At 71.1% G+C, this 13,479-nt stretch carries 12 protein-coding genes; 9 read left to right on the top strand and 3 right to left on the bottom strand.

The window, feature by feature from the left end; genetic code table 11:
• The coding region (gene galU / locus DCW30_RS34655; protein WP_129299919.1) for a UTP--glucose-1-phosphate uridylyltransferase GalU at positions 1-901 on the bottom strand (901 nt) is incomplete at its 3' end.
• A 93-nt stretch (positions 902-994) separates the two neighbouring features.
• Here galU and DCW30_RS34650 point away from each other — a divergent pair.
• Positions 995-1,627, top strand: coding sequence for a 5-formyltetrahydrofolate cyclo-ligase (locus DCW30_RS34650; RefSeq protein ID WP_062769605.1), 633 nt, complete (start codon positions 995-997; stop codon positions 1,625-1,627).
• A 105-nt stretch (positions 1,628-1,732) separates the two neighbouring features.
• Here DCW30_RS34650 and DCW30_RS34645 read toward each other — a convergent pair whose 3' ends face one another.
• On the bottom strand, positions 1,733-4,504 hold the full coding sequence (locus DCW30_RS34645) for a penicillin acylase family protein (RefSeq protein WP_076685690.1): 2,772 nt from the start codon (positions 4,502-4,504) through the stop codon (positions 1,733-1,735).
• 215 nt (positions 4,505-4,719) lie between these two features.
• On the opposite strand from DCW30_RS34645, the gene DCW30_RS34640 reads away from it, so the two are divergent.
• The 6 genes from DCW30_RS34640 to mscL all read left to right on the top strand — a co-directional run bounded on the left by DCW30_RS34640 (position 4,720) and on the right by mscL (position 10,998).
• Positions 4,720-6,252: a potassium/proton antiporter gene (locus DCW30_RS34640; RefSeq protein ID WP_062769611.1), complete on the top strand. Its 1,533-nt coding sequence runs from the start codon at positions 4,720-4,722 to the stop codon at positions 6,250-6,252.
• A gap of 240 nt (positions 6,253-6,492) precedes the next feature.
• A complete protein-coding gene (locus DCW30_RS34635; protein WP_076685689.1) occupies positions 6,493-7,764 on the top strand; it encodes an MFS transporter in 1,272 nt (423 codons plus the stop codon).
• 67 nt (positions 7,765-7,831) lie between these two features.
• Positions 7,832-8,170, top strand: a complete 339-nt coding sequence (locus DCW30_RS34630; RefSeq protein WP_076685688.1) for an FmdB family zinc ribbon protein — start codon at positions 7,832-7,834, stop codon at positions 8,168-8,170.
• Between the two features lie 528 nt (positions 8,171-8,698).
• Complete coding sequence (locus tag DCW30_RS34625) at positions 8,699-9,550, top strand: S-methyl-5'-thioadenosine phosphorylase (RefSeq protein WP_076685687.1); 852 nt, start codon at positions 8,699-8,701, stop codon at positions 9,548-9,550.
• Positions 9,551-9,873: 323 nt separating this feature from the next.
• Entirely contained in the window at positions 9,874-10,350 is a 477-nt protein-coding gene (locus DCW30_RS34620; protein ID WP_076689199.1) for an RcpC/CpaB family pilus assembly protein, read from the top strand.
• 132 nt (positions 10,351-10,482) lie between these two features.
• Complete coding sequence (gene mscL, locus DCW30_RS34615) at positions 10,483-10,998, top strand: large conductance mechanosensitive channel protein MscL (RefSeq protein ID WP_062769627.1); 516 nt, start codon at positions 10,483-10,485, stop codon at positions 10,996-10,998.
• A gap of 7 nt (positions 10,999-11,005) precedes the next feature.
• Here the strand turns inward: mscL and DCW30_RS34610 are convergent, their stop codons facing one another.
• Positions 11,006-11,260: a hypothetical protein gene (locus DCW30_RS34610; protein ID WP_076685686.1), complete on the bottom strand. Its 255-nt coding sequence runs from the start codon at positions 11,258-11,260 to the stop codon at positions 11,006-11,008.
• Positions 11,261-11,496: 236 nt separating this feature from the next.
• On the opposite strand from DCW30_RS34610, the gene DCW30_RS34605 reads away from it, so the two are divergent.
• Together DCW30_RS34605 and DCW30_RS34600 are read left to right on the top strand one after the other, a co-directional pair.
• Positions 11,497-12,690: a low temperature requirement protein A gene (locus DCW30_RS34605; protein WP_103557634.1), complete on the top strand. Its 1,194-nt coding sequence runs from the start codon at positions 11,497-11,499 to the stop codon at positions 12,688-12,690.
• A 13-nt stretch (positions 12,691-12,703) separates the two neighbouring features.
• Positions 12,704-13,479: P1 family peptidase (locus DCW30_RS34600; protein ID WP_129299918.1), on the top strand; the 776-nt coding region annotated here is incomplete at its 3' end.

The raw sequence follows: 13,479 nt of genomic DNA, 5'->3' as shown, positions 1-13,479 counted from the left end.
CGGTGACGTAACTGCGAAGCCAGGCCTTGAAGTCCGGCCCCAGATCTTCACGTTCGCACGCGAGTCTGACAATGGCACGCAGATAGTCGCCCCGGTCACCGGTGTCATAGCGGCGGCCCTCGAAGACCACGCCGTGCACGGGGCCGCCCACCTTCTCGTCGGCGGCGAGCTGCTGGAGGGCGTCGGTGAGCTGGATCTCGCCGCCGCGGCCCGGCTCGGTCTCGCGCAGGACGCCGAAGACGTGGGGGTCGAGGACGTAGCGGCCGATGATCGCGTAGGTGCTGGGGGCGTCGGCGACGTCGGGCTTCTCGACCAGGTCGGTGACCTTGACGACGTCGCCCTCCCCGGTGGCCTCGACGGCCGCGCAGCCGTAGAGGTGGATCTGCTCGGGGGCCACCTCCATGAGGGCGATGACGCTGCCGCCGTGCCGCTCCTGGATCTCCACCATGCGGGCCAGCAGGGGGTCGCGCGGGTCGATGAGGTCGTCGCCGAGGAGCACGGCGAACGCTTCGTCACCGACGTGCGGGGCGGCGCACAGGACCGCGTGACCGAGCCCCTTGGGGTCGCCCTGGCGCACATAGTGCATGGTCGCGAGGTCGCTGGACTCCTGGACCCGGGACAGCCTGTCCTCGTCGCCCTTCTTCAGCAGGGCGGACTCCAGTTCGTAGTTGCGGTCGAAGTGGTCCTCCAGGGGGCGCTTGTTGCGGCCCGTCACCATGAGGACGTCATCGAGGCCCGCGGACACGGCCTCCTCGACCACGTACTGGATCGCCGGCTTGTCGACGACCGGAAGCATCTCCTTGGGAGTCGCCTTGGTGGCGGGCAGGAAACGCGTGCCGAGACCGGCCGCCGGGATGACCGCCTTGGTGATCCTGGCGCGAGGGGGGTGAGACTCAGTCATGGCGCCACCATATCCGGTCAGTATGTGCGGAATCTGTGGTTCCAGATACTTCGGCGGCATATACGATCACTGAGAAGGGTTTGTGAGTTTCCCATGAACGGAACCGACGCCGGCGGTCAGGGCGGCACCGTCGACCAGCCAACCAAGCGCGGGTTGCGCAGGGACTTCCTCGCGGTGAGGCGGGGGTTGACGGAGGATGACGCGCGGAAGGCGGCCGCGGTTCTCGCCGGGCACGCGCTGGAGCTCCCCGAGCTCGCGACGGCCGGGACGGTCGCGGCGTATGTGTCCGTGGGCCGCGAGCCCGGCACGCGTGTCCTGCTCGACGCCCTGCACGCGCGCGGGACGCGCGTACTGCTGCCGGTGCTCCTCCCGGACAACGACCTGGACTGGGCCGTCTACGACGGCGAGGACTCCCTGGTCGGCGTCGCGCACCAGGGCAAGATGCCGCTCCTGGAGCCCGCGGGGCGGCGGCTCGGCCCCGACGCCGTCCTGGAGGCGGACGCGGTGCTGCTGCCCGGCCTCGCGGTGGACCACGACGGCACCCGGCTGGGGCGCGGCGGCGGCTCGTACGACCGCGTCCTGGCCCGGCTGGAGCGCGCGGCCACCGATCCCGCCCTCGTGGTGCTCCTGTACGACTCCGAGGTCGTCGCGCACATCCCCGGGGAGACCCACGACCGCCCCGTGCACGCCGCGGTGACGCCCTCGGGGGTGCGCCGCTTCCGGTGAGGGCCCCCGCGCCCCCCGGACAGCCCGGACACCCGAAGGGCCCTCCACGCGCGCGTGGAGGGCCCTTCTCGGCAGATGCGGTGCTTCACCGCCCGGTGCGCCCGGTCAGGGGCGGAGCACCAGTTTGTCGCTCGTGCTCTTCTCGACGGCCTGCCGGGAGTGCGCCCACGGGAGGAGTTCGCCCTTGGCCCACTTGTCGGTCTGGTCGTCGTAGTGCGCGTTGTACGCGTGTCCCGAGGCCCCGGTGAGGTTGATCCACTTGGACTTGTCGAGGTCCTTGAGGTTCACCACCATGCGCATCGAGGGCACCCAGACGACGCCGTAGCCGCCCGCCGCGTTCCAGCCGGTGGCGTTGACCGCCGCCTCGCCGCCACCGAGGTTCCAGGGGCCGCGGTTCAGCACGAACTGCAGCCAGCCGGGGCCTTCGGTGCCGAGCGTCTGGTTCTTCAGCGTGAGGCGGTGCAGCCGGCCCCAGCTCCAGGTGTCGATGTCCTTGCCGAGCTTGGCCGTCAGGTCCCAGCGCGCGTCGTGGAGAGCCCGCTCGAACAGCTGGTCGCGGTTCTTGGTCTCCTTGTCGGTGCGGGTCGCCGGCGACCTCCACCAGCTGTTGGTCTCATCGTCGATGATCTTGCGGATCACCTCGTAGTAGCGGTCGCCGCCGTCCGGCTGGGCCGAGTCGGCGTCACGCTCACCGCACTCGCGCACCCGCTTGCCCTCGTCGGCGGGCCGGGTGTTGCCGGCCGGTTCGACGTTCAGGCACTGGCCCTTGACGCGCAGCTCCTTGGGGAGCTTGTTGCCGATGGCCAGCTTGAGGATGTTGCGCCAGACCGAGTTGAAGTAAGCGGCGGCCGCCGAGTCGGCGTCCTGGGTGTAGTCCCAGCCCTCCAGAAGCTTCTGCGCCTCGCGGACGTACTTGTCCTTGATGTCGATCTTCAGCAGCTTGGGCACGAGCAGCTTGGCGATCTCGCTGCTGTTGTCCGTCTGCATGAGGCGCATGTCCTCGGTGGAGATCTTGCCGCCGTTCTTGATCTTCGACTGGATGAGGTCGTCGATCCGCTGGCTGCGTGCTCCGTAGCCCCAGTCCGAGGTGAGCTTGTACGGGTACTTCGCCTTGTCGCTGTCGTCGATCACGGCCTGGTTGGCGGTGACGATGTAGCCGCGCTCGGGGTTGTACTCGTAGGGCAGCGCGTCCTGGGGGATGTAGCCGTCCCAGCGGTAGTCGGCGTCCCAGCCCGGCGCGGGGAGCGAACCGTCGCCCTTGCCGCGGGTCGGGATCTTGCCGGGCGCCTGGTAGCCGATGTTGCCCTTGGTGTCGGCGTAGATCAGGTTCTGCGAGGGCACCTCGAAGGAGGAGGCCGCCTTGCGGAACTCGGTGAAGTTCTTCGCCTTGTTGAGGTCGAAGACGGCGTCCATGGACTTGCCGGGGGTCAGCGCGGTCCAGCGCAGCGCCACTCCGTAGCCGTCGCCCCGGTCGGGCGCCGCGGTGTCGACGCCGGCCTTCTTGCCGACCTTGACCAGCTCGTCGTCGCGGTCGGAGATGAGCGGGCCGTTGTTGGTCCCGCGGACCGTGATCTTCTTGTCCTTGCCGCCGGCGACCTTGATGGTCTCCTCGCGCGTGGTGAAGGGCAGCACCTTGCCGTCGAACTGGTAGCCGTCCCCGGTGAACTTCTCCAGGTACAGGTCGGTGACGTCGGCCCCGAGGTTCGTCATGCCCCAGGCGATGTCGTTGTTGTGGCCGATGACCACGCCCGGCATGCCGGAGAAGGTGTAGCCGGAGACGTCGTACTGGCACGTGTCCGAGACCGAGCGGCAGTGCAGGCCCATCTGGTACCAGACGGAGGGCAGCTGCGGCGCCAGGTGCGGGTCGTTGGCCAGGAGCGGCTTGCCGGTGATGGTGTGGCTGCCGGAGACGACCCAGGAGTTCGAGCCGATGCCGTTGCCGTTGGGGCCGAGGATCGCGGGGACCTCGTCCAGGGCGTCGGAGAGCCCCGAGAGCTGCGACTGCATCCCGTCGGGCGCCTGGGCGCCCCCGGCGAGGCCGGTGCCCGCGGCGCCGCCCGTGCCGCCCGTGCCGGTCTGCGTGTCCGTGGGCATGCCCTCGGCGTCGTACTTCTCGGTGACGCTGTCGTAGGCGCCCTCGCGGACGATCGGCTTGTTCCGCTTGTACGGGTACTCCGGGTACAGGTCCTTGATCTGCGAGGGGCCGAGGCGGCTCGTCATCAGGGAGCGGTCGATCTCGTCCTGCATGTTGCCGCGCAGGTCCCAGGCCATCGCCTTGAGCCAGGCCACGGAGTCGACCGGGGTCCACTTCTGCGGCTTGTAGTCGTTGGTGAAGCCGAGCGCCGCGTACTCGACGGAGATGTCCTTGCCGTCCTTGCCTTCGAGGTAGGCGTTGACTCCCTTGGCGTAGGCCTGGAGGTACTTCTTCGTCTCCGGGGAGAGCTTGGTGTCGTACTCCTTCTTCGCCACCCGGTGCCAGCCGAGCGTGCGCAGGAACTCATCGGTCTTGACCTGGCTCTTGCCGAACATCTCGGAGAGCCGCCCGGAGGTCATATGACGGCGTACGTCCATCTCCCAGAAGCGGTCCTGCGCCTGGACGTAGCCCTGGGCCATGAAGAGGTCCGCGTCGGAATCGGCGTAGATCTGCGGGATGCCGTTCCCGTCGCGCTTCACCTCGACGTTCCGGGAGAGGCCGTCGAGCTTGATCGTTCCCTTGGTCTGCGGGAAGGAGGCGCGCACGGTGCTGATGCTCCAGTACGCGCCGAAGCCGATGCCTCCGACGATGGCCAGGACCAGGACGATCACGACGAGTCGGGCTCGGCGCCCCTTCTTCTTGCCGGACTTATGACCGGAAGAGGCGTTGGTGTTGGAGGGCATCGCTGTCCTTGCTGTCCTTACGCGAGCGGCAGGGCGGGCTGTGCTGTCGACTGGGCGGCTCCAGGAGCGCTGGAGCAACCATAGGCGCAGGGCGTCGCGGGCTCGGACGCGGAGTCAGGAACCGGACGCCAGAAGATCGTAAATACGTTCGAAGGCATCAAGGAAGCGTTAACAATTAGGTAAGGTAACGAAGTACTTGGCGCGCAAGGAGTCCTGTGCGCGCACGGAGGAAGGAACGGCCCCTGACTGTCCACCACCTCAACCAGCTCCTGCTCATCTGCTCGCTCGTCCTGCTCGTCGCGGTGGCGGCGGTCCGCATCTCGTCGCGCAGTGGGCTCCCCAGCCTGCTGCTGTACCTGGGCATCGGCGTCGCCATGGGCCAGGACGGCATCGGCGACGTCCACTTCGACAACGCCGAGCTGACGCAGGTCATCGGCTACGCCGCCCTGGTCGTGATCCTCGCCGAGGGCGGCCTCGGGACGAAGTGGAAAGAGGTCAGGCCCTCCCTGGCCGCCGCCGCCGTGCTCTCGACGGTCGGCGTCGCGGTGAGCGTCGGCGTCACGGCGGCCGGCGCCCACTACCTGGTGGGCCTGGAGTGGCGGCAGGCGCTGATCATCGGCGCCGTGGTCTCCTCCACGGACGCCGCGGCGGTCTTCTCGGTGCTGCGGAAGGTGCCCCTCCCCTCCCGGATCACCGGCGTCCTGGAAGCGGAGTCCGGATTCAACGACGCCCCCGTCGTGATCCTCGTGGTGGCGTTCTCCACGGCCGGCCCGGTGGACCACTGGTACGTCCTGCTCGGCGAGATCGCCCTGGAACTGGCGATCGGCGCCGCACTCGGCATCGCGGTCGGCTGGCTCGGCGCCTACGGCCTGCGCCACGTGGCGCTGCCGGCCTCCGGCCTCTACCCCATCGCCGTCATGGCCATCGCCGTCGCCGCCTACGCCGCGGGCGCCATGGCGCACGGCAGCGGCTTCCTCGCCGTCTACCTCGCCTCGATGGTCCTCGGCAACGCCCGGCTCCCGCACTGGCCCGCCACCCGCGGCTTCGCCGAAGGGCTCGGCTGGCTCGCCCAGATCGGCATGTTCGTCCTGCTCGGCCTGCTGGTCACCCCGCACGACCTGCTCGACGACACCTGGCACGCGGTCCTCATCGGCCTGGTCCTCACCGTCGTGGCGCGGCCCCTGGGAGTCGTCCTCGGCATGCTGCCCTTCCGGCTGCCCTGGCAGGAGAAGGCACTGCTGTCCTGGGCGGGACTGCGCGGCGCGGTGCCCATCATCCTGGCGACGATCCCGATGGTGAACGGCGTCCAGGACAGCCAGCGGATCTTCAACATCGTCTTCGTCCTGGTCGTCGTCTACACCCTCATCCAGGGCCCCACGCTGCCCTGGCTCGCCAGGAAGCTGCGCATCGGCGGCGGCTCCGCGGCGGCCGACCTCGGCATCGAATCGGCGCCCCTGGAGCGGCTGCGCGGCCATCTGCTGTCCGTGGAGATCCCCGAGGACTCCCGCCTGCACGGCGTCGAGGTCGGTGAGCTGCGGCTGCCCGCCGGCTCCGCGGTCACCCTGGTGGTGCGCGGAGGCGAATCGTTCGTGCCGCTGCCGACGACCGTCCTGCGCCGGGACGACGAACTGCTGGTCGTGGCGACGGACCCGGTGCGGGACGCGGCCGAGAAGCGGCTGCGCGCGATCAGCCGCGGCGGCAAGCTGGCCAGTTGGCTGGGAACCGACGGAGAAACGCACCAATCGTAGGTGGCGAGGGTCTCACCGGCTGTGAAGACAGGGGCTGGCGAGGCCCTTGCCTGTACAATAAAGGCACCTGTACCGAACCAATCTGATCGAACCAACTCTGCCTGAAGCAGAGCTGGCGCGACCGTATGGCGGCCGGGGCGCCCCTCGCGGTGGAGCCCGGCATCTACCGCAGTTCCGCGCAAGAGGACAGCTCTCGGCGCCCCCGCACGGGCGCTACCAGGCGGCAGAAAGGCACGGGCCGTGGCATCCACGGTCACCGACACCCGCCCGGGCTACGGACAGCTCCTGCGCACCCCTCGCGCCTGGACGTTCCTGCTCCCCGGCTTCGCGGCGCGCCAGCCGTTCGCGATGCTGACCATCTCCATCGTGCTCCTGGTCCAGCACACCACCGGCTCCTACGGCGCCGCGGGCGCCGTCTCGGCCGTCACCGGTGTCTCCATGGCGCTGTTCGCCCCCTTCAGCGGCAAGCTCGCCGACCGGTTCGGCCAGCGCGCCGTGCTGGTGCCCGGCGTCCTCGTGCACTCCGCGTCCGTCGTCACCCTGACGGTCCTCGCGCTCTCCGACGCGCCCCTGTGGGCCCTCTTCGTGGCCGCCGTGCCCGCGGGCGCCTCGACACCGCAGATCGGCCCCATGGTGCGGGCCCGCTGGGGCGTCAAGCTCCAGGGCTCTCCCCTCGCCACCACCGCGGCGGCCTTCGAGTCCGTCACCGACGAGCTGACCTTCGTCCTCGGCCCGCTCCTCGCGACCGCGCTGTGCACCGGCATCACCCCCTCCGCCGGCCTGCTCACCGAGGCCGGGCTCACCCTCGTCGGCGGCCTCCTCTTCGCCGCGCAGAAGGGCACTCAGCCCAAGCCGTCCGCGCACGACGACGACCACGCACGCGTGGAGCACGTCTCCGCGCTGCGGATTCCCGGTGTGCGGGTCCTCATCGCCACCTTCCTCGGCATCGGCGCCGTCTTCGGCGGCATGCAGGTCTCGCTCGCCGCGTACTCCGAGTCCATCGGCGAGCCCGGCCTCAACGGCGTCCTGTACGGCACCTTCGCCGCCGGCAACATGCTCTCCGGCGTCGTCTGCGGCGCCATCGCCTGGAAGGTCTCCCCGCAGCGCCGCCTCCTCGTGGCGTATGCCGCGCTCACCCTGATGGCCTCGGGCCTGTGGGCCGCGCAGTCCACGCTGCTCCTCGCCGGACTCGGCCTCCTGGTCGGCGTCTGCATCGCGCCCGCCCTGATCACCGGCTACACCCTGGTCGACAAGCTGGTCGCGCCGACCGGCCGCACGGAGGCCTTCACCTGGCTGACCGGCGCGGTCGCTCTCGGCCAGGCGGCGGCCGTCACGGTCGCCGGCCAGCTGGAGGACCGCCTCTGGGACGGCGCCGGATTCCTGGTCCCCCTCGGCGGCACGGCCCTGGCCCTCGCGGTCCTCGTGACGCTCCGCTCGCGGCTCGTCCCCAAGGCCCCGGGACACACGGTCGCGCGTGGCGTCGGTCACCGCGTGCCGGTCGCGGTGGACTGATCTCGCGGAATACGTCACTATGGACCGTCGTTAGCACTCATCGAGTGAGAGTGCCAGGAGGAAGCAAGTGCCGACGTACCAGTACCAGTGCACCGAGTGCGGCGAGGGCCTCGAGGCGGTGCAGAAGTTCACCGATGACGCCCTGACCGTATGCCCGAACTGCGACGGACGCCTCAAGAAGGTGTTCTCGGCGGTCGGCATCGTCTTCAAGGGTTCCGGCTTCTACCGCAACGACAGCCGCGGCTCCTCGTCGAGCAGCACGCCGTCGACGACCACGAAGACGTCCTCCGACGCGAAGTCGTCGTCCTCGTCCTCCGGCTCCGGCTCGTCGTCCTCCTCGGACTCGAAGTCGTCCGCGGGCTCGTCGACGGCCGGCTCTTCTTCGGCGTCGAGCTCGGCGGCTTAGGGGTTTCTGGGGGGCTGGGCTCCGGGGTTTCTGAAGGCTTCGCTCCCCGGTTTGCGGCTTCCGGTCTCTTGGCTTCGGGGCCTCGGCATTCGGGGCTTCGGCTCCTCGGCTCCGGCGGTTTCCGGCTCCGATCCCTTGGCTTCGACTCCTCGGCCTTCGGGGCTGCGGCTTCGGGCTCCTCGCCTCTCGGCTTCGGGGTTGCGGCTTCCGGCCCCTCGGCTTCGGGGCCTCGGCCCCGGTGGTTTCCGGCTCCGATCCCTTGGCTTCGGCTCCTCGGCTCCGACCTCTCGGCTTCGGGCTGCGGGCATCCGGCTGCTCGACTTCGGGGCTTCGGCTTCCGGTCTCTCGGCTTCGGCTCTCGGCCCCGGGCTTCGCTTCGGGGTTCCGGCTTGGCCTCGGGGTTCCGACTTGGGGCTGCGCCTTTCGGCTTCTCCGTGACCCTGCCGTCCATCGACGGTGGGGTCATCGGTGTGTCCGACCCCGCTCCTGTGCGCCCGCGCCGGCGGACGGCGCCGCTACTGTGCGGCCATGGCGAACACGGCGAACGCGAAGCGGGCCGACATAGGCGTGATCGGCGGCTCCGGTTTCTACTCCTTCCTCAACGACGTGACCGAGGTCCACGTCGACACCCCCTACGGCGCCCCCAGCGACTCCCTCTTCCTCGGTGAAATCGGCGGGCGGCGGGTCGCCTTCCTGCCCCGGCACGGTCGCGGCCACCATCTGCCGCCGCACCGCATCAACTACCGCGCCAACCTCTGGGCCCTGCGCTCGGTGGGCGTACGCCAGGTGCTCGGACCGTGCGCGGTCGGCGGACTGCGCGCCGAGTACGGGCCGGGGACGCTGCTCGTGCCGGACCAGCTGGTGGACCGCACGAAGGCACGGGCCCAGACCTACTTCGACGGGCTGCCGCTGCCGGACGGCGCCGTGCCCCATGTCGTGCACGTCTCCCTCGCCGATCCGTACTGCCCGGCGGGACGCGCCGCCGCCCTGAAGGCCGCTCGTGGCCGTGCCTGGGAGGCGGTCGACGGCGGAACGCTCGTGGTGGTCGAGGGTCCCCGCTTCTCCACCCGGGCGGAGTCCCGCTGGCACGCCGCGCAGGGCTGGTCGGTGGTGGGCATGACCGGACACCCGGAGGCGGCGCTCGCCCGGGAGCTGGAGCTCTGCTACACGTCATTGACCCTGGTCACCGACCTGGACGCGGGCGCGGAGACCGGCGAGGGCGTCTCGCACGAGGAGGTCCTGCGGGTCTTCGCGGCGAACGTGGACCGCCTACGGGACGTGCTCTTCGACGCGGTGGCGGCGCTGCCGGGGATGGCAGAGCGGGAGTGCCTGTGCGCTGGGGCGCTGGGCGGTGCGGATACGGGGCTTCGGCTGCCGTGATGCGGAGGCGCGTGGGCTGAGGGGCTGGGGGGGCGGTGTCGACTGGGCGGCTGCGTCAGCTGTGCGGCTGGGCAGCTGGGGTCCAGCCCGGCCCGGTGAGGGTCGGGCCCGGCGTGGCCGACTGGGCGGAAGACCACCTTCCGGTGAGGGAATTGTCCACAACCCGGCAGTAGTGCACCGGCCTCAGCGGAAATCGGCTCGGCCGTGGATCGTGGGAGCGCAAGTCCAGCTCGTCGTCCTCACACCAGGCGGTGGTCGTCGTGACCCGCGTTTCCCCCCAGGCCCATGCCCCCTCCCCGAGCCAGCTCACGGAGGGCATCCCGATCCCCCACTTCGCGCCCGTCCGGGTGCGCGGCGGCCACCCGCGGCTGCGCCGGCTGCTGCGCCACCGCCGGCGCGCCTTGGCCCTGGGGCTCGCGGTGACCGCCGCCGCCCTGGCGACCACGGGCCCGCCGGACACGGACCGGCCGCCGGACCGGACCGCGTCGGCCGCCGCCTCGCCGGAGCCCCCGCGGGGTGCCCCGGAGCAGGTGACGGCTCCCGTGCGGATCGCGGACGCCGAAGCCGTGCGGCTGCTGCGCCCCGGCGACCGCGTCGACGTCATCGCCGCCGCCGCGTCGCCCGCGGGGGACGCGAAGCCGCGAGTGGTGGCCGCCGGAGCGCGCGTGACCGAGGTACCCGAGCAGGGCGAAGCGGCCTCGGAGGCGGGCGCGTTGGTGGTCCTGTCCGTGCCGCGCGACACGGCCGCACGCCTGGCCGCGGCCGGAGCGAGCGCCCGCCTGGCGGTGACCCTGCGATGAGCGCCGCCCTTCACCATCGCACGGGAACCCGGTCGCGTCGCTCGTTCGTGAGAGCGAATTGGCCGAGGCGTCGGCCTGACGTAGGTTGCGGAGCTGGCTGTTTTGCCATCCGCACACGCAACGAAAGGCCCTGTGGTGAGCGAGAAGAAGGAACCGGGCGTCTGGGAGGGCTTCAAGGCCTTCCTGATGCGCGGCAATGTGGTCGACCTGGCGGTCGCGGTGGTCATCGGCGCCGCGTTCACCAACATCGTGAACTCGGTGGTCAAGGGTGTCATCAACCCGCTGGTCGGCGCCTTCGGGACGAAGAATCTCGACCACTACAGCTCGTGCCTGAAGGCTCCCTGCGAGACGAACGCGGCGGGAGAGGTCACGAGCGGCGTCCCGATCATGTGGGGTTCCGTGCTCAGCGCGGTCCTGAGCTTCCTGATCACCGCCGCCGTCGTGTACTTCCTGATGGTGCTCCCCATGGCCAAGTACCTCGCGCGGATGGCCGCGAGGAAGGCCGAGAAAGAGGGCACCAAGGAGGTCATGGAGGTCACCGAGCTGGAGGTCCTCAAGGAGATCCGCGACGCCCTGGTGGCGCAGCGCGCCTCGGGCTCCGGAGGACCGTCGGACGAGCGGCCCGACGGGCGGCCCGGCCTGCCGTAGCGCGGGCTCAGATGTGGTGGGGCGGCTTCTCGTCGAGGAACCGCGCCAGGTCGGCGGCGCTGTCGCCGCCGGCCGACGGCCGCTCGCCCCACCCGCTGTCCGTGTCGTCCGAGGACTGCTGCGACAGCGGATCGTCGAAGACCAGAGCGTTCGCGGGCTTCTGCGGCTTCCCCGCCTTCGTCCGGCCGCTCGGTTCCGTCCGGTTCTTCGGGTCCGTCGGGTCCGCCGGGTCGCGCGGCTGGGAATCGGGGGCGGCACTCATGCCTCCAGGGTACGTCGACCGGGCGGAGCACCGGCGCGACGCCGGCCCTGCCCCCGCCGCCCAGCCCGAGCACCGGCGCGACGCTCCCGCGGCCCACGGCATCCGGGGTGAGCAGCGGAACGCTCTCCCGGCCCCCGGGGCCCACTCGGGCGGTGTGCGTCGCCCGGGTGGCCCGGCCGTGGTGCTCGGCGGCGTGGCGCGGCACGGCGTCCGGCTTCTGCTGAGGTGGGCGCATGATGTCCACTTCCTCCTCTTACGCCCCGCCCGGTGCCCCTCCGCCCCTACGGCCGCTCCGGGCCCGGGGTCGCGACGAGGAGCACCGTGCCGCGACCCCGCTGGAGCTGTTCTTCGACCTCTGTTTCGTCGTGGCGGTCGCCCAGGCCGGCGCCGAGCTGGTGCACGCGGTGGCCGAGGGCCACGCGGGCCAGGGCGTCATCAATTACGCGATGCTCTTCTTCGCGCTGTTCTGGGCGTGGGTCAACTTCTCGTGGTTCGCGTCGGCGTACGACAACGACGACGTCCTCTACCGCGTGGTCACGCTGGTCCAGATCGCCGGCGTGCTCGTCTTCGCGGCCGGTGTCTCCAAAGCCTTCGAGGAGCACGACTTCCTGCTGGTCTGGCTGGGGTACTTGATCATGCGGGTCGCGCTCACCACCCAGTGGCTGCGCGTGGCGAGGGCGGCGTCGGGACCCGAACGCACCACGGCCCTGCGGTACGCGGCCGGCGTGCTGATCTGCCAGATCGGCTGGTCGGGACTGCTGTTCCTGCCGGAGGGCGGGCGCGGGTGGCTGTTCCTCGCGATGGCCGTCGCGGAGATGTGCGTGCCGGTGATCGCGGAGCGGGCGTACCGCACGGCGTGGCACCCGCATCACATCTCGGAGCGGTACGGCCTGTTCACGATCATCGTGCTCGGGGAGACGATCGCGGCGGCGACGGTCGCGGTGAAGACGGGCATCGAGGAGTACGACGCCCTGGACGAACTGCTGCCCATCGCGGCGGGCGGGCTGCTCATCGTCTTCGCGGCCTGGTGGATCTACTTCGTCGTGCCCATCCACGGTCGGCTGCGCGGCAACCGCCAGGCGTTCCTGTGGGGTTACGGCCACTACGTGATCCTCGGCTCGGCCGCCGCGATCGGCGCCGGGATCGAGGTGGCGGTCGAGCAGGCCCTGGGCAAGGCCCACATCTCGGAGATCGCCGCGTCGGCCGCGGTGACGGTCCCCGCGACGCTGTATCTGCTCACGGTGTGGGCGCTGCACTCCCGTTACTTCAAGGTGGGCCTCGCTCAGCAACTGGTGCTGCCACTGGCGGCCCTCGCGACGCTGGCGAGCACGTTCGCGGGGCGTTGGGCGGTGCTCGTGGCGGGGATCGTGGCGGCGGTGACGGTCGTGACGGGAGTGACGCTCACCGCCCGCGTGCGCCGCCGCTCGTGATACGCACACCCGTATGGTTTCTGACTCCCTGACCGACATAGCCGGCCTGCGGGTCGGTCACGCCACCCTCCTCGGCGACGGACAACTGACCGGAACCACCGTCGTGCTGGCGCCGGAAGGCGGTGCGGTCGCCGCCGTGGACGTCCGCGGAGGTGGCCCCGGCACCCGCGAGACGGACGCCCTCGACCCGCGCAACCTGGTACAGCGCGTCGAGGCGGTCGTCCTCACCGGCGGCAGCGCGTACGGCCTGGACGCCGCAGCCGGTGTGATGGCGTGGCTGGAGGAGCACGGCCGGGGAGTGCGGGTCGGGCCCGGCCCCCGCCACGTCGTGCCCGTCGTCCCGGCCGCCTGCGTCTTCGACCTCGGCAGGGGCGGCGACTTCGGGGCACGTCCGGACGCGGCGGCAGGCCGGGCCGCGGTGGAGGCGGCGGCGCGGACCGGGCCCTTCACCCCGGTCGAGCAGGGCAACGTCGGCGCGGGCACGGGAGCCGTGGTCGGACGCGTCAAGGGCGGGGTCGGCAGCGCGAGCGTGCGCCTGGAATCGGGCATCACGGTGGCGGCGCTGGTTGTGGCGAACGCCGCGGGTTCGGGGATCGACCCGGCGACGGGCGCACTGTACGGCCGCTATTTCGAAGCCGCCCAGGACGGGCAGGCAGGGCAGGAGAGGCGGGTGGGGCGAGGGCGGGAGGGGTGGGGGAGGGAGGGGAGGGGCCCCCTGCCCGCCCCGGAGGCGCACGAGGCGGCCCTGCGGCGCCTCGCCGAGGTCGCGGCGGAGAACGGTGCGCAGCC

It is taken from the genome of Streptomyces alfalfae, assembly GCF_004127445.1.
In the GTDB taxonomy this organism is placed as follows: domain Bacteria; phylum Actinomycetota; class Actinomycetes; order Streptomycetales; family Streptomycetaceae; genus Streptomyces; species Streptomyces alfalfae.
Note: the sequence above shows the minus strand (reverse complement) of the source record. Positions and strands in the feature narration are given on the sequence as shown.